This window comes from Pseudarthrobacter sp. 902506025, from assembly GCF_040702325.1.
Taxonomy (GTDB): Bacteria; Actinomycetota; Actinomycetes; order Actinomycetales; family Micrococcaceae; genus Arthrobacter.
The window spans coordinates 78,076-94,131 of the sequence record NZ_JBFBKW010000002.1 but is presented as its reverse complement, the minus strand read 5'-3'; the positions used below and the strand labels follow the sequence as shown (position 1 = coordinate 94,131).

The following is a 16,056-nucleotide window of genomic DNA, read 5'->3' as shown; positions in this document are numbered from 1 at the left end:
GTTGAGCTTGTCGAAACCTGGGTTCCAACAAGCTCAGCCACCGGGGTAATGCTACGCAGGGACCGCGACGATGACCTGGGCTGCGCGGAGGACGCGTTCTCCTGATTTGTAGCCTGAGCGGAGGACCTGGCTGACGGTGTCAACCTCGATGTCCTCGCCGGGCTGCTGGATCAGGGCCTCGTGGATCGTGGGATCGAACTCCACGCCGGTCTCGTTGATGCGGACCAGGCCGTAGGTCTTCAGCGCGTTCTCCAGTTTGTTGGCGATCGCGGCGAAGGGACCATCGGTGAGGTCACCGTGCTGCCGGGCGGCGTCGACGTCGTCCAGGACCGGGAGCAGGGAGTTCAGGACGCCAATGACGGCCATTTCCCCTGCCACGGCGCGGTCGCGTTCAACCCGCTTGCGGTAGTTGACGTACTCAGCCTGGAGGCGGAGCAGGTCGTTGCGCAGTTCGGCTGCCTCGGCGTTGCCGGTGGATCCTGCCGGAGCCCCCTGGGCCACGGATTCCTCGGCCGGCATGTCCACGCCGTTGAGAATCTCCTCGGCCTGGGCCAGCGCGTCGCCGTCGGAATCCGCTGCTCCGGGCTGGGCCCCGGCCCCGGGGGCGGACTGGCCGCCCTCGGGGTGCCGGGCCTGCCCGGTCACCGGGTCAACCTTGCGGTGGTCCCGGATGACCGGCTCCTGGCCGTTGCCGTGCGCGTTGTGCTGGCCGGCGGATGCGTTGTGCTCTTCCTCGTTACCGTGGTGCGGCATGGTTTACTTCTTCGCTTCGTCTTCGTCGATGATCTCGGCGTCGACGATGTCTTCGTCCGAGGAACCTGCCGAAGCTCCGGCGGCACCCTCAGCGCCGGGAGCGGCTGCGCCGTCCGGGGAACCGGCCTGGGAGTAGATGGCCTCGCCCAGCTTGGTCTGGGAAGCCTGCAGCTTCTCGAATGCGGACTTCACTGCGGCGTCGTCGGTGCCTTCGAGGGCCTTCTTGAGGGCGTCGACGTCGGCCTGGACCTCGGTCTTGACCTCTTCGGGCAGCTTGTCGGCGTTGTCGGCGATCAGCTTGTCCACGGAGTAGGCCAGCTGCTCGGCGGTGTTGCGGGTGTCGGTCGCCTCGCGGCGGGCCTTGTCCTCGGCTGCGTGCTCCTCGGCGTCCTTGACCATGCGGTCGATGTCTTCCTTGGAGAGGCTGGAGCCGCCGGTGATGGTCATGGACTGTTCCTTGCCGGTGCCCTTGTCCTTCGCGGAGACGTGCACGATGCCGTTGGCGTCGATGTCGAAGGTGACCTCAACCTGGGGAACGCCGCGCGGTGCCGGGGCGATGCCGGTCAGCTCGAACGTGCCCAGCGGTTTGTTGTCCCGGGTGAACTCGCGCTCGCCCTGGAAGACCTGGATGGCCACGGACGGCTGGTTGTCGTCGGCCGTGGTGAAGGTCTCGGACCGCTTGGTGGGGATGGCGGTGTTGCGCTCGATCAGGTGCGTCATCACGCCACCCTTGGTCTCGATGCCGAGGGACAGCGGGGTGACGTCGATCAGGAGGACGTCCTTGCGCTCACCCTTCAGCACACCGGCCTGCAGGGCTGCGCCGACTGCCACGACCTCGTCCGGGTTGACGCCCTTGTTGGGCTCCTTGCCGCCGGCCAGTTCCTTCACCAGCTCGGACACGGCGGGCATACGGGTTGAACCGCCCACCAGCACGATGTGGTTGATGTCGGAAAGCTTGATGCCGGCTTCCTTGATGACGTCGTGGAACGGCTTCTTGGTGCGCTCCAGCAGGTCCTTGGTGAGGTCCTGGAACTTGGCGCGGGTCAGCTGCTCGTCCAGGTGGACCGGGCCATCGGGGGTGACGGACAGGTACTGGAGGGAGACGTTGGTGCTGGACGAGGAGGAGAGTTCCTTCTTGGCCTGCTCGGCTGCTTCGCGGAGGCGCTGCAGGGCGATCTTGTCCTTGGAGAGGTCGATGCCCTTGACCTTGAGCTGGTTCAGCAGGTAGTCGACAACCCGCTGGTCCCAGTCGTCGCCGCCCAGGCGGTTGTCACCGGCGGTGGCGCGGACCTGGATGGTGGAGAAGTTGTCTTCGTCCTTGCCGACTTCAAGCAGGGAGACGTCGAAGGTACCACCGCCGAGGTCGAACACCAGGATGAGTTCGTCTTCCTTGCCCTTGTCCAGGCCGTAGGCGAGTGCTGCGGCGGTGGGCTCGTTGACGATGCGCAGGACGTTCATGCCTGCGATCTCGCCGGCTTCCTTGGTGGCCTGGCGCTCGGCGTCGTTGAAGTAGGCCGGGACGGTGATGACCGCGTCGGTGACCTTTTCACCCAGGTAGGACTCGGCGTCGTTCTTCAGCTTCATGAGGATACGCGCGGAGATTTCCTGCGGGGTGTACTTCTTGTCGTCGATCGCGACGGTCCAGTCAGTGCCCATGTGGCGCTTGACGGAGGCGATGGTGCGGTCGATGTTGTTGACGGCCTGGCGCTTGGCGATTTCGCCAACCAGGACTTCGCCGGACTTGGAGAATGCAACGACCGACGGCGTGGTGCGGCCACCCTCGGCGTTGGCAATAACGGTGGGCTCGCCACCTTCGAGAACGGAGACGACGGAGTTGGTGGTTCCGAGGTCGATACCTACTGCACGTGACATGTGTTGCTTCCTTCTTTCCTTGGAAACTGGTTGGCGCCCAATGATTGAGCGTTCTGCACTCAACTCTACTCAGCCACCAAAGGATGTCAACACAAGTTGAGCGAACTACGCTCAACTTTGCTCAGGGCGTACAACAGCGCAGGACGGCGGCACGCGCCGGGGGGCGGAGGCGTCAGTCCGCGCCGGGCGCGTCCAGGACCGCGGCGAGCAATCCGGGGAACCGGGCATCAAGGTCCTCGGCGCGCAGGGTCAGCCTGCGGCCGCGCCCGTTGGCCTCGTTCCGGATGATGCCTGCCTCGCGGAGCACCTTCATCAGGTGGGACTTGGTGGACTTGGGCATCTCCGGATTGCCGAGGGTGCATTCGGCCATATCGAGGGGGCCGGCACGGAGCTGGCGTGCGATTTCCAGCCGGTCGGGATCGCTCAGGGCGAAGAGCACACTGGGCAAGTGGAGGTCCGCGCGTTCGGGATGGGTGAGGTTCGCCGGTGTAGCCACGGTTCGACTTTAGTTGAACCATCGTGGACATGCCAGTAGTCTGAGGTTTCGATTATTTTCGAACCAACCACACCCCCAATGCAGAAGGCGGCATGTTGTGACGCACCCACCCGCAGTCCGGCCCAGAGAGTCGCACCGGCGGCTGGGTTTCGTCCTCATTGCCGCCGCCACGGCAGCCATGATGGCCGGAGCCAGCGCGCCGTCCCCGTTCTACCCCACCCTGCAGGAGCAGTTGCACCTGCTGCCGGTGGCCACCACCGGGATCTTCGCCGTCTACGCCGTGGCCCTCCTGGCGGCCCTGCTGGTCTTCGGTTCCATCTCCGACCACCTCGGCCGCCGGCCGGTCATCAGCGTGGCATTCCTCCTGCTGGCCGGCAGCGTCGTGACCTTCCTGGCAGCCGATTCGCTGGCGATGCTGCTGGCGGCCCGCGTCCTCCAGGGGGTGGCCAGCGGCATCCTCCTCACCACGCTCTCCGCGGCCATCGCCGATCTGGAACCGGAGGACGACGCGGGCTCCAGCGCCGCCTGGAACACGGTGGCACCCCTGGGCGGCCTGGCCCTGGGCGCGCTGGCATCGGGCCTGCTGCTGGACCTCCTGGCGGAGCCCCGCGTGCTGGTGTTCGTCTCGCTTTCGGTCCTGTACGTGGTGTTCGCCGCACTGGTGCGGGCCTGCCCGGAAACCTCACCCCGCACGGCCGGGGCGGCGGCGTCACTCAAGCCGCACCTGACCCTGCCGCCGGCCGCACGCCGCGCATTCCTCACCGGCGCCCCGGCCGTTTTTGCCGGCTGGGCCACGGGCGGGCTGTACCTCTCCCTTGGCGCCGCGATCGTGCACACCACTTTCGGCATCCGGGAGCATCTGTGGCAGGGCATGGTGATCACCATCCTGGCGGGGACCGGAGCCGCGTCGGCGGCCTGCCTGCACCGCTTTGGAGCCCGCACTATCACTATCTTCGGCACGACGGCGCTGGCCGTGGGGACCGCACTGTCGCTGCTGGCCCTCGGCCTGGATTCGTTTGGCCTGTTCCTGGCCGCTGTGGTGGTGGCAGGCGCCGGTTTCGGCACTGCCTTCATGGGCGTCATCCGGTCCATCAGCCCCCTGGTGGAGGATCATGAACGCGCCGGGACTTTCGCTTCGCTCTTCGTCGTGGCCTACACGGCCTTCGGCGTTCCGGCGGTGCTGGCAGGCCTGCTGGCCCCCATCCTCTCCCTCCCGGTCACCACCTACGCCTATGGCGGCCTGGTGACGGTCCTGGCTGCGGTGGCAGCCATCAGCCGCGCCCGCAGCAAGGACGCCCAACCCGCCAAGGAGGACGGCCTGGTGGCGGTGGACGCCGTCGGGTAAGGGGACCCCTGCGGGTGCCTACCGGCCGGAGTCGGGGCGCCCATGGAGCGGTCCGCGCTCCTCATCGGTCGCCTGGACCTGGCCGTCGGTGAGGCCCTCGCGGACGGCACGCTCCGTCCGGGCGCCTCCGGTGGTGCCGGCGTCGCCGTAGTCGCCTTCCTCGTATTCGCCATCCGAAACGTCACGGTCGGGCTCGTTGAGGGTCCCGGCGTCGCCATAGTCGCCGTCGACGTACTGGCCGCCTTCCCCCTCCAGGCCGGGTGCGCTGCTGCCCTTGCGGGGCTCCTCGGCTGCAACTTCAGGATTCTCAGTCATGGTGCATCTCTCCTTTGAGGCTCCGCGTCCGTCCGGGCGCACTGGCAGTCTATCGACGGGGCGGGCGCACCAACAGGCCTTGAACCGCCCCGTCAGGAGGGCTGCGCCGGCAGGCCCGCGGTCCCCGCCAGGACGGCGAGGTGATGGTCGAAGAGTTCATGCGGCGCCCGGAAGGTGTCCGGCCCGTACTGGTTGAACACTTCGAAGCTGACGGCACCGAAAAGTGAGCTCCACACCAAAACGCCCCGCGCCACCAGCCCGTCCGGGATGGCGAGCCCGAATTCCCGGCGGATGGCCTCCAGGTCGGCGGCCAGCGTGGGCGGAAGCTGCGGGGATGGTCCCACAACCGCCAATTGCCCCGCCCGGGAGGCGGCGTCCAGGATGCCGATGAGGCTGATGATGACGCGCGTGCCGGGACCCGTGGTGCGTTCGGCCGGGGCGTTGTAGCCGGGAACCGGACTGCCGAACAGCAGCGCATAGCTGGCAGGCTCGCGCAGGGCCCACGTCCTGACGGCTCCGCCCAGGGCCAGGAACCGGCCAAGATGGTCACCCTCCGGGGCCGCCGCAACGGCCGCGTCCACCTCGTCCCCCAGTTCACCGAAGGCGTCGATAAGCAACAAGGTGAGCAGCTCGTCCCGGCTCTCCACGTAGCGGTAGACGGCGGAGGACACCACTCCCAGATCCCTCGCCACGGCCCTCAGGGAGAGGGCGGCCGCACCGTCGGTGGCCAGGTGCTGCCGGCCCAGCCGGACGATGTCCGCCACCGTCTGCGACCGCGCGCGCTGCCGGGGCGTCAGGAGCCGGGGCTGGTCGGCGGCTGTTCCGCGGGCATCATCCATGACCCCAGCATGCCATAAACGAGAGCGTAGGAAGCTAAAGAGAGCAGTGCTCTTGACTCTGACACCCTGTGCGCGCATCCTTGTTTTCGAGAGCACTGCTCTCAACTACTGAAAGGGAGACAAAGTGCCTGACATATATGTTGTGACCGGGGCGGGACCGGTGGGATGGACGGTAGCGGAACAATTGGCGGACCGGGGACGGCAGGTGCGCATCCTGACCCGGTCGGGCAGCGGACCGGACCACCCGCTCATCGAGCGCATCAGCGGGGACGCGAAGGATCCGGCGGTTCTGCGCACTGCCCTTGCCGGCGCCAAAGCCGTCTTCCACTGCATCCACGGCTCGGCATACACCGCGGCCGCGTGGCGGGCAGAGCTGCCTGCCGCCGAACAGGCAGTCCTCAGCGCCGCGCAGGAGGTGGGCGCCGTCGTCGTCTTCCCTGAAAGCCTCTATTCCTACAGCGAGCCGGACCGCGTGATCACCGAGGCGGGCCCGCGCCGGGCCACCGGAGGCAAGCGCGGTGTGCGGACGGACCTGCTGCAGGCGCGCGAGGCCTCGGCCACGCCCACGGTAAGCGTGGTGGCCGGCGACTTCTTTGGGCCGCGCGTCCGGATGGCGCACGCCGGCGAGCGCATGCTGGCCCCGGTCCTTGCGGGAAAGAACGTCAGCGTGATGGGAAGCGCCCGCCAGCCGCACTCGTTCACCTACGTACCCGACCTGGCCGGCGCCATGATCGCGGCCGCGGACCAGCCGTCCGCCTGGAATGCCGTATGGCATGCCCCGACGGGGCCGGCGCGCACGCAGAAGGAACTTGCAGCGGCCTTCGCTGCGGCGGCGGGACGGCCCACCCCGAAGGTGCGCGTCCTTCCCGGCTGGACCATCCGGACGGCGGCACTGGTTTCAGCCGGCGCCCGCGAGCTGGCGGAGATGCTGTACCAGTTTGAGCGGCCCTTCGTCATGGACTCCGCAGCTTCCGAGGCAGCGCTTGGAGTCAGCCACACGCCGCTGGAAACGGCTGCTGCCGTCACCGTGGAATGGTGGCGGCAGCAGCGGTAGTCCGGCGGAACGCAGGGGCTAACGGGCGGGAACCTCTTCCCGGGGCTCGACGTCGGGCTCCCGCGGCTGCACGGCATCCCGGCCATCCGTCCGTCCCAGCTTGCTGGGCCACCAGATCTTCGGCCCGATGTCGTAGGCCAGGGCCGGCACCAGCAGCGAGCGCACCAGCACGGTATCGAGCAGGACGCCGAATGCCACGATGAAGGCCAGCTGCACCAGGAACATGATGGGGATGACGCCGAGGGCGGCGAAGGTCGCGGCCAGCACCACGCCGGCCGAGGTAATGACGCCGCCGGTCACCACCAGGCCACGCAGGATGCCGGGCCGGGTGCCGTGCTTAAGCGATTCCTCGCGGACCCGGCTCATCAGGAAGATGTTGTAGTCCACGCCCAGGGCCACCAGGAAGACGAAGCCGAACAGCGGAACGGTGGCGTCGGCTCCCGGGAAACCAAAGAGGTTGTTGAACACGAAGGCCGAGACTCCCAGTGCGGCCGCGTAGGAGAGCACCACGGAGAGCACCAGCAGGACCGGGGCCACGATGGAGCGCAGCAGCAGCATCAGGATGAAGAGGATGACCACCAGGACCACCGGGATGATGACCAGCAGGTCGCGCTGGGCGGTGGTGTTGGTATCCAGGGCGGTGGCAGTAACGCCACCCACCAGGGCGCCGGGATCAACGGCCTTCACCTCGGTGCGCAGGGCCTTGATGGTCTCCTCCGCCTCCAGCGAGTCCGCGGCGTTCTTCAGGGTGGCGTTGATGAGCACCTTCCCGTCCCGGACGTCCGGTGCGGTGGGAGCACCCGGGGCTCCGGTGACAGGCACGCTGCCGCGGCCCATCAGGTACGCCTCGCCCACGCCGTCGTCGGCTTTCACCTTGTCCAGCACCTCCGCGGCTTTGCCCTGGTCGGCAACCACGACGGCGGGGCTGCCGCTGCCGGCGTCGAAGTGGCGGGCCAGCGCATCCTGGCCGTCCACGGCGTTGGATGCGGTGAGGATGACGTCCGTCTGCGGCACGCCGTTGGCTTTCAGCTGGAACAGGCCGCCCGCGGCCACGAGGAGCAGGAGGACCGAGGCGACCCAGACGGTCCTTGGCCGCCGCGAGACGAGCGAGCCGGTGGCCCGCCACAGGCCCTTCTGGCCCTCCAGGCCGGTGACCAGTTCAGGTTCGCGTTCGTCAGCGGGGAGGAGCTTGGGACGGAAAGGCCAGAACGCGGCCCGGCCCAGCAGAGCCATCAGGGCAGGCAGCAGGGTCAGCGCAGCGAACAGGGCACAAAGGATGCCCGCGGCGGCCACCGGGCCCAGGGCCTTGTTGGAGTTCAGGTCGGAGAAGAGCAGGCACAGGAGCGCGATGATCACGGTGGCGCCGGACGCCAGGATGGGCTCAAAGGACGCTTTCCAGGCGGTCAGGACGGCAGCCGTGCGGTTGGTGGTGTGGGTAAGGGCCTCGCGGAAGCGGGCCACGAAGAGCAGGGCGTAGTCGGTGGCGGCACCGATCACCAGGATGGAAAGGATGCCCTGGCTCTGCCCGTTGAGCTGGATCCAGCCGGCCTTGGCCATGCCGAACACCAGCAGGATGGCCGCGCAGAGCGCGAACACTGAGGTGAGCAGGACCATGATGGGCAGCAGCAGGGACCGGTAGACGACCAGGAGGATCACGAAGACGGCGGAGAGGGCCACGAGCAGGAGGATGCCGTCAATGCCGCCGAAGGCTGCGGTGAGGTCCGCCGCGAGGCCGGCCGGGCCGGTCACGAAGGTCCGCGCACCGTCCGGCGCCGCCTCTTGCACCGTGGCCCGGAGTTCCTTGACCGCGTCCTTGAGTTCTGCGGAGGATCCGATGGGGACCACGAACTGGACGGCTTTGGCGTCCTTGGACGGAATCGGGCCAATGACGGTGCTGCCCAGCTTGAGGCTCTCCAGGCCGGTCTTCAGGGTGGACAGTCCGCCCAGCTGCTGCGGCGTGAAGGCCTGGTCCTGCTCGATGACGACAATGCCGGGAACCTCATCGGAGTCGCGGAACTTCGCCTGCCAGTCCTGGGCCTCGGTGGCCTCGGCGTTGGCAGGAAGGAAGGATGCCTGGTCATTGGAGGAGACCTCTTCCAGGCGGCCAAAGGTGGGACCGCCTACCCCGGCCAGCCCCAGCCATGTCAGCACCAAGACAACGGGGACCAGCCAGCGCAGCCAGAACGGAACGCGTTCCCTGCCAACTTTTGAGCGTTTCATGATGCCTTCCATGGTGAGCGTGGGGAGTAGTATTTGTTCCAGCATAGATTATCTCCATAACAGAGATAAGTGCCAGTCAAGCTTTTTCGGGGTCGGCCCCCTGTCCGACAGCTGCGACAGCCGGCGATGCCCGGCGCTGGAGTAATATCCGTCAGGACGCCGGCGCAGGAAATGGGCCGTGAACAAAGACAAGGGAGGTGGAGATGGCAGAGACGATCACTCCCCAGCCATCCCCCTTCGAGCAGGCGGGACCGCAGTTCGGCCATCCGCTGCTGCGGATCCTGCAGGAGTTCACCATCGAGGCGAACCGGTACGTGGATGCCGCCGGGGACCGCAAGGACATGCACCGCACGGACATGAACGCACTCGCCGTGATCATGCGCCACACCGCCAGGGGCAACGTGGTGACGCCCGGGCTGCTGCGGAAAGAACTGAACCTTAGCTCCCCCGCCACCACGGCACTGATCGACAGGCTGGACAACTCCGGGCACGTGGTCAGGGAGCGGCACAGCACGGACCGGCGGCAGGTCCAGCTGAAGATGACCCCCAAGGCCTTCCAGGAGGGCGGCGCCATCTTCGCCCCGCTGGCGCAGCACATGGGCAGTGCCATGGCCGGGTTCACGGAAGAGGAGCTGGATACCGTCACCCGCTTCATGACGGCGATGATCGACGCCACCGTGGCGGCAAGGACAGAATCCGGGTAGCTCCCGCTCCCGAGGGGTAGCGTTTGGTTATGAGCGACCAGCAGCCTGAAGACGACGTCTACACGCATGGCCACCACGAGTCCGTAGTCCGCGCCCACGCCGCCAGGACTGCCGAAAATTCGGCCGCGTTCGTCCTCCCCTACCTCACGCCGGGATCCACCCTGCTCGACGTCGGGTGCGGGCCTGGCACCATCACCTGCGACTTCGCAGCCCTGGTCGACCCCGGCAAGGTCACCGGCCTGGACCGCTCGCCGGACATCGTGGCACAGGCCCAGGCACTCGCCGTCGAGCGGGAAGTGCCCAACATCGAATTCGTGGCAGGCAACATCTACGACCTGGACTTCGCCGATGAAACGTTCGACGTCGTCCACGCCCACCAGGTGCTCCAGCACCTGACCGACCCCGTCGAGGCACTGCGCGAGATGCGCCGCGTCTCCAAGCCCGGCGGCATCGTGGCCGTCCGGGACGCAGACTTCCACGGCATGAGCTGGTACCCGGAGATCCCGGAGCTGGACGAGTGGATGGACCTTTACCAGCGGATTGCCCGGCGCAACGGAGCAGAGCCCGACGCCGGGCGGCGGCTGGTCAGCTGGGCCCAGTCTGCGGGATTCACCGACGTCGCCCCCACCAGCAGCAACTGGCTTTACGCCACGGCGCAGCAGCGCCGCTGGCAGGCACGTGTCTGGGGTGAGCGGGTGCTGCATTCCGCCTTCGCCGAGCAGGCACTGGAGTACGGATTCGCCAACGCGGCCGACCTTGCCCGGATCTCGGCGGGATGGCACCGCTGGGGCTCCACGGACGACGGCTGGTTCCTGATCCCGAACGGTGAGGTCATCGCGCGGGCCTAGGTTGCGGTGTCCGCCCAGCCGTGGCCCACTGTCCCCGGCGACCGACGGAAAGAGGTGCTTTTGGCCCCGTAAAATTGTGTAGTGCAATTTTCCCTGTGGCTGGCCCTTGCGGGTGCCGGCGCCCTGATCAGCTTTACCCCGGGCGCCGGGGCCATCAACACCATGAGCAACTCGCTGAACGCAGGGTTCCGCCGGTCAATGTGGGGAATCCTGGGCCAGCAGGCGGCGCTGGTGGTGCACGTCCTGATTGTCGCCCTCGGCGTTGGCGTGCTGGTGGCCAGCTCGCCCGTTGCCTTCAACGTCATCCGCTACGCGGGCGCGGCCTACCTGGTGTACCTGGGCATCCGCCAGTTCCTCAGCAAGCCATCGGTGGCCCAGGAGCAGGCCGCCACCCTCCGGAACGAACCCGCCTGGTCCATCTTTAGGCGCGGCTTCTGGGTCAACCTGCTGAACCCGAAGGCCATCGTGTTCTTCCTGGCTTTCACCCCCCAGTTCATCCGCCCGGAACAGCCCTTGTTCACCCAGTACGCCGTGCTGACGGCCACCATTGTGGTCATCGATATTTTGGTGATGTGGTTCTTCTTTGCCGCCGCCGCCAGGTCATTCCAGCGCTTCACCAGCACGGAACGGGGCCAACTGGTCCTCAGCAGGGTGTTCGGCGCCCTGTTCGTTGGGGTGGGCATCCTGCTGGCCCTGATCCACTGACGGGCTGATTCATGACAGGGCTTTCCGCCACAGGTGCAGGTACCCTTTTCACGCGCAGTAATGCTTCTTTACAAGCCCGTAAAACTTTGTGAACAGGCGGCTAGCCAAAGGTGATGGGAAGCGCGCATGCTTAGTTCCATGACCTCAACGTCGAGCGCATACCGCGTCATCACTGTCTGCACGGGCAACATTTGCCGGTCCCCCATGGCCGAGCTCATGCTCCAGGCAGCGCTCGAACGCGAGGGCCTGGACGGGCTGGTGGAAGTGGATTCCGCGGGCACCACCGGGTACGAGGCCGGCCGGCCCATCGATCCCCGCGCCGCACGCCGCCTCGCAGTGACGCAACTGGCATCGGAACACCACGTGGCCCGGGAGTGGGAGCCGGAGTGGTTCCGCGAGCGCGACCTGATCCTGGCCCTGGACATTGACCACTACGCGTGGCTTAGCGAAGCCGCCCCGGACCAGGAGTCCCTGGACAAGATCCGGATGCTCCGCAGCTTCGATCCCGCCATGGCCGGGAGGGACCGGCTGGAGCAGGGCATCGAGGACCCCTGGTACGGCGGGCATGCGGATTTCGACGCCGTCTGGCACCAGATCCACACGGCGCTGCCGGGCCTGGTCCAGCACATCAGGGCAGCGGTCCTGCAGAACACGCAGCTTCAGCCGCACTAGCAGTGTCCGGGCGCGACAGCAGTGTCCGGGCGCGATAGCGGGGCAGGAAAACACGGTGCAATCCGGCAGCAGCTGGAGTATTTTGTGCTGCATGCACGCCGCACCCAGCACCGGCAGGTACACCCGTCTCCTTGGCAGCCTTGAGGAGGCGAAACCCCTGGACGCTGCCGTCAAGGCCGCAGAACCGCTGGCGTCCCGCCTCATGGCGCAGCCCAACGTCCGCAGCCTGGTCCGCGGCGACACCACGGGCATTCCGCTGCACACCATCCTTACCGACGCACCCTTTGGCGCCTGGTGGTCGGCGGTGTTCCTGGACTTCTTTGACGACCAGGCTTCCCGCCGCTCCGCCCAGCGGCTGGTGGCCCTCGGCGTCATCACCGCCGTTCCCACCGCCCTGTCCGGCTGGGCAACCTGGTCCGGCAAAGACCGCGGCCTGAAGCGCGTGGGGATTGTGCACGCCGCCGCCAACGCCGCAGCCACCCTGGTGTACCTCGCCTCCTGGCGGGCCCGGTCCCGCGGAAACCACCGGCTGGGCGTGCGGCTGGCGCGGGCGGGGGCCGTCCTGCTGCTGGTAAGCGGGTTCCTGGGCGGCCACCTCAGCAGCGGCCGCCATGCCTCACGGCACGGTGTCATTCATGGATGAAAGCGGCCAACGGAAAACGGTACGCTCTAGTCCATGATCCCAGCCCCCGTCATCATCGCCGTCGACGGGCGCTCCGGCGCAGGAAAGACAACCCTCGCCGTCGAACTCGCGGCCCGGCTCCGCGCGCACCACAAGGTGTCCCTGTTCCACCTTGAGGACATCTACCCGGGGTGGGATGGGCTGGCGGCAGGCGTGGAGCGCTATGTCAGCACGGTCCTCGCGCCGTTGAGCCGTGGCGAGGCGGCCACCTGGACCAGCTGGGACTGGGGGAACCATTACGACGGCGAGTCCCGGGTCACGCTGCCCGCGGAGATCGTCATCGTGGAGGGAGTGGGGGCCGCCGCCGAGGCAGCCCGGCCCATGCTTGGCGCCGTCATCTGGGCCGAGTCTCCGGACGACGTCCGCCGGACGCGGGCTCTGGGCCGCGACGGCGAAACCTATGAGCCGTACTGGGACCAGTGGGCCGCCCAGGAAGAAGAGTGGCTGGGCCGCGACGACGTCCCCGCCCACGCAGACCTTCGCGTCCAGAACCTCGCTGACGGATCAGCCCCGGCGGACCTCCTGAAGCTCCTCCCCTGCCTGCCGGCCCTGGCGCCTGTCCTGGCCCCGGAGCTGTCCGCACGACGCGGACTTCGGCTCCATGCCGAGCGCCTGGACGCCCTCCCGGACGCACCGGCACTGTTCCAGTCGCTGTACGGACGGTCGGCCAATGCCGTCTGGCTTGATTCCTCCAATGCTGACGCCGTCCCGGGCAGCGCCGGAGAAGACAGCGCAGACCCGGCGGCCCGGACTGCTGCGGAGCGCAGCAGGTTCAGCATCATGGCGGACGACGCCGGCACCTTCGGACAGTTCGTGACGCACCGTTCGGGGGTGAGCCTGATCAGCACGGGCTCCTCCGCTGCCAGGGTCCCCGGCCCCTTCTTCCGCTGGCTGGATACCGTCTGGGGGCGCCGGGCCGTACGCACCCCGGACGGCTATCCCTGCGATTTCACCCTGGGCTGGCTCGGCTGCCTGGGCTACGAGCTGAAGCGTGAAACGGGCGGCAGCGACCTGTCCGCGCCCACGCCGGATGCTGCCCTGATCTTCGCCGGCCGGGCCGTGGTCCTGGACCATGCCGAAGGCGCCGCCTGGCTCCTTGCCCTGGACGCCTCCGACGCCGGCGAGTGGCTGGCGCAGGCCAGGGCAGCGGTGGAAGCCGCCAGCGGCGGCGCAGGGCCGCCGTCGGACGGCCCGGCAGCGCAAGCCGGCGGCAGCACCGGCGTCGCGCTTTCCACAGCGCCGGCCTTCCGCAGCCGGGACACGGGTGCGCGGTACCGGGAGAAGATCACCGCCGCCCAGCACCAGATCGCCCAGGGAAACACGTATGAGGTTTGCCTGACCACCACGCTCGAAGCCAGGGTGCAGGCAGCGTCGCTGGATGCGTGGACCACCTACCTCGCGCTGCGCCGGAGGAACCCGGCCCCCTTTGCCAGCTACCTCCGGCTGGGAAACCTTGCCGTGGCCAGCACCTCGCCCGAGCGGTTCCTAAGGATCGCGTCCGACGGCGGCATGCGCGCCGAACCGATCAAGGGCACCCGGCGCCGGGCTGCCGATCCGCAGGAGGACAGCCGGCTGCGCGCGGACCTGGCCACATCCCTGAAGGACAGGGCCGAGAACATCATGATCGTGGACCTGCTGCGCAACGACCTCAGCCATTTCGCGGAGCCCGGTTCCGTGACGGTCAGCCGGCTCTGCGCGATCGAGAGCTATGCCACGGTCCACCAGATGGTCAGCACCATTGACGCCCGCCTCCTCCCGGGCGCACCGCGGGCCGAGGCAGTCGCTGCGTGCTTCCCGGCCGGCTCCATGACCGGCGCCCCCAAGATCAGCACCATGGCCATCCTGGACCACCTGGAGGCAGGTCCGCGCGGACTGTACTCGGGGGCCATCGGCTACTTCTCACTCAACGCGGCGGCCGACCTCGCCGTCGCCATCAGGACACTGGTGATCAGCACGGCCGGGGACGGGACGGCTGAACTCTCGCTCGGCGTCGGCGGTGCCATCACCTCGGACTCCGTCCCGGACGACGAATACGACGAAATACGCACCAAGGCCTACGGGGTCCTCTCCACCCTTGGCGCCGCATTCCCCGGCGACTGACGCCATCGGCTCCCTGGGGCATCCACTCCGCGGACGCCCGTTTAGGAAGACGCCCCCGGGGGTACGCCCCTGACCTAGCTGAACCGCCCAAGCCAGGCGGCGGACCCATCCCTGGGTGCTTCCACACAAGTTAGGTATGCCGCGTGACGGAACCGTCCCCTCCCCAGACCAGCAAGGCACCGCGCAGCGTCAAGTACGTTCTCATGCTTGGCGCCCTGGCCGCGCTCCCCGCCCTCACCACGGACATGTACCTGCCCTCACTGCCCGCCGTCGAGGCCGACCTCCACACCACCCAGACCGCTGTCCAGCTGACGCTGTCCGGAACCCTGGTGGGCGGCGGAATCGGGCAACTGGTGATCGGCCCGTTCTCGGACCGGTTCGGCCGGCGGCTTCCGCTGCTCATCGGCATCTCGCTGCACGTAGCCATCTCGCTGCTGTGTTCCCTGACGCCCAACATCGAAACGCTGACAGGGCTGCGCGTCCTGCAGGGCTTCTTCAACGCCGCCGCTGCCGTGGTGGCACTCGCGGTGATCCGCGACCGCTTCGTCGGCTCCGACGCCGCCCAGCTGCTGTCGCGGCTGATGCTGGTCATCGGCGTGGCTCCGCTCCTGGCCCCCACCGTGGGCCAGGCCATCGCCGGGCTCTGGAACTGGCGCGCCGTCTTCTATGCACTGGCACTCATCGGGCTGGTCCTGGTGGCAATTGTCTGGAAGTTCATGCCGGAAACGCTGCCCGGGGACAGCCGGAGCCCGGGCCACCCCCGGCACGTGGCGGGGGCCTACTGGGTGCTGCTGCGGGACAGGCACTTCATGGCGCTGGCCGTCATCCCCGGACTGGGGCTGGCCCTGATCATGAGTTACGTGGTGGGTTCGCCCTTCGTCTTCCAGAACGAATACGGCCTCACCGCCCAGCAGTTCGCCCTCGTCTTCGCCCTCAACGGCGCCGCACTTGTCCTCTCGGCCCAGCTCAACGCCGCCCTGGTCCGGAAGTTCCCGCCCGTCCGCATCCTGCGCACCGCCCTCCTGGTCCAGTTGAGCCTGGCCCTGGTGCTGCTCGGTGTGGTGGCCACGGGTGCCGGCGGCGCGGCCGGCCTGGTGGCCGGCCTGTGGCTGGTCCTGTCAGCCCAGGGCATGATCCCGGCGAACGCCTCCGTACTCGCGCTGCACAACTACGGCCACATGGCGGGAACGGCGGCGGCTGTCATTGGGGCCCTGCAGTCCGGGGTCGCCGGACTGGTGAGCCCCCTGGTTGGACTCCTGGGCGGGAATTCCCTGTCGATGGCCAGCGTCATGATCGGCAGCTGCACCGTGGCGGTGCTGGTGCTTGCCCTGGGAACGCCGGCCTACCGCAACGGCGGCTGGCCCGAGCACGCCGGGCACGGCGACGGGCAGCGGGTCAGTGCCGACTGACAACTTACTGGACGGTGTCTTACTGGACAGGTCTTACTGGAC

Annotated in this window: 15 protein-coding genes; 9 read left to right on the top strand and 6 right to left on the bottom strand. The window is 68.0% G+C overall.

The window, feature by feature from the left end; genetic code table 11:
* Positions 1-51: 51 nt before the first annotated feature.
* The 3 genes from AB0280_RS04235 to AB0280_RS04225 all read right to left on the bottom strand — a co-directional run bounded on the left by AB0280_RS04235 (position 52) and on the right by AB0280_RS04225 (position 3,121).
* On the bottom strand, positions 52-753 hold the full coding sequence (locus AB0280_RS04235) for a nucleotide exchange factor GrpE (RefSeq protein ID WP_307491859.1): 702 nt from the start codon (positions 751-753) through the stop codon (positions 52-54).
* Positions 754-756: 3 nt separating this feature from the next.
* Positions 757-2,625 (bottom strand): molecular chaperone DnaK, encoded by a 1,869-nt coding sequence (dnaK, locus tag AB0280_RS04230; protein ID WP_307491861.1) that lies wholly within the window; start codon positions 2,623-2,625, stop codon positions 757-759.
* A gap of 172 nt (positions 2,626-2,797) precedes the next feature.
* Positions 2,798-3,121 carry an ArsR/SmtB family transcription factor gene (locus AB0280_RS04225; protein WP_043453649.1) on the bottom strand — a complete coding sequence of 108 codons (324 nt, stop codon included), beginning with the start codon at positions 3,119-3,121 and terminating at the stop codon, positions 2,798-2,800.
* A gap of 97 nt (positions 3,122-3,218) precedes the next feature.
* Between AB0280_RS04225 and AB0280_RS04220 the strand changes: the two genes are divergently transcribed.
* Complete coding sequence (locus AB0280_RS04220; RefSeq protein ID WP_307491863.1) at positions 3,219-4,466, top strand: MFS transporter; 1,248 nt, start codon at positions 3,219-3,221, stop codon at positions 4,464-4,466.
* Positions 4,467-4,484: 18 nt separating this feature from the next.
* On the opposite strand, the gene AB0280_RS04215 is transcribed toward AB0280_RS04220, so the two are convergent.
* Together AB0280_RS04215 and AB0280_RS04210 are read right to left on the bottom strand one after the other, a co-directional pair.
* Entirely contained in the window at positions 4,485-4,781 is a 297-nt protein-coding gene (locus AB0280_RS04215) for a hypothetical protein (RefSeq protein ID WP_159630210.1), read from the bottom strand.
* Positions 4,782-4,873: 92 nt separating this feature from the next.
* Positions 4,874-5,620, bottom strand: coding sequence for a TetR/AcrR family transcriptional regulator (locus AB0280_RS04210; protein WP_307491866.1), 747 nt, complete (start codon positions 5,618-5,620; stop codon positions 4,874-4,876).
* Positions 5,621-5,753: 133 nt separating this feature from the next.
* Between AB0280_RS04210 and AB0280_RS04205 the strand changes: the two genes are divergently transcribed.
* Positions 5,754-6,674, top strand: coding sequence for an NAD-dependent epimerase/dehydratase family protein (locus tag AB0280_RS04205; RefSeq protein WP_370871810.1), 921 nt, complete (start codon positions 5,754-5,756; stop codon positions 6,672-6,674).
* 18 nt (positions 6,675-6,692) lie between these two features.
* On the opposite strand, the gene AB0280_RS04200 is transcribed toward AB0280_RS04205, so the two are convergent.
* Complete coding sequence (locus AB0280_RS04200) at positions 6,693-8,894, bottom strand: MMPL family transporter (protein WP_366366279.1); 2,202 nt, start codon at positions 8,892-8,894, stop codon at positions 6,693-6,695.
* A gap of 203 nt (positions 8,895-9,097) precedes the next feature.
* Between AB0280_RS04200 and AB0280_RS04195 the strand changes: the two genes are divergently transcribed.
* The 7 genes from AB0280_RS04195 to AB0280_RS04165 all read left to right on the top strand — a co-directional run bounded on the left by AB0280_RS04195 (position 9,098) and on the right by AB0280_RS04165 (position 16,014).
* Positions 9,098-9,598 carry a MarR family winged helix-turn-helix transcriptional regulator gene (locus AB0280_RS04195; RefSeq protein WP_307491871.1) on the top strand — a complete coding sequence of 167 codons (501 nt, stop codon included), beginning with the start codon at positions 9,098-9,100 and terminating at the stop codon, positions 9,596-9,598.
* 29 nt (positions 9,599-9,627) lie between these two features.
* A complete protein-coding gene (locus AB0280_RS04190; RefSeq protein WP_307491873.1) occupies positions 9,628-10,446 on the top strand; it encodes a methyltransferase domain-containing protein in 819 nt (272 codons plus the stop codon).
* 81 nt (positions 10,447-10,527) lie between these two features.
* Positions 10,528-11,151, top strand: coding sequence for a LysE family transporter (locus AB0280_RS04185; protein WP_224023452.1), 624 nt, complete (start codon positions 10,528-10,530; stop codon positions 11,149-11,151).
* A 138-nt stretch (positions 11,152-11,289) separates the two neighbouring features.
* The gene (locus AB0280_RS04180) at positions 11,290-11,823 is read left to right on the top strand and encodes a low molecular weight protein-tyrosine-phosphatase (RefSeq protein ID WP_159630198.1); all 534 of its coding nucleotides are present in this window, start codon (positions 11,290-11,292) and stop codon (positions 11,821-11,823) included.
* 91 nt (positions 11,824-11,914) lie between these two features.
* Positions 11,915-12,466, top strand: a complete 552-nt coding sequence (locus tag AB0280_RS04175; RefSeq protein WP_275180625.1) for a DUF2231 domain-containing protein — start codon at positions 11,915-11,917, stop codon at positions 12,464-12,466.
* A gap of 33 nt (positions 12,467-12,499) precedes the next feature.
* Positions 12,500-14,605 carry an aminodeoxychorismate synthase component I gene (gene pabB / locus AB0280_RS04170; protein ID WP_307491877.1) on the top strand — a complete coding sequence of 702 codons (2,106 nt, stop codon included), beginning with the start codon at positions 12,500-12,502 and terminating at the stop codon, positions 14,603-14,605.
* 143 nt (positions 14,606-14,748) lie between these two features.
* Complete coding sequence (locus tag AB0280_RS04165) at positions 14,749-16,014, top strand: multidrug effflux MFS transporter (protein ID WP_307491880.1); 1,266 nt, start codon at positions 14,749-14,751, stop codon at positions 16,012-16,014.
* Positions 16,015-16,056 lie beyond the last annotated feature (42 nt).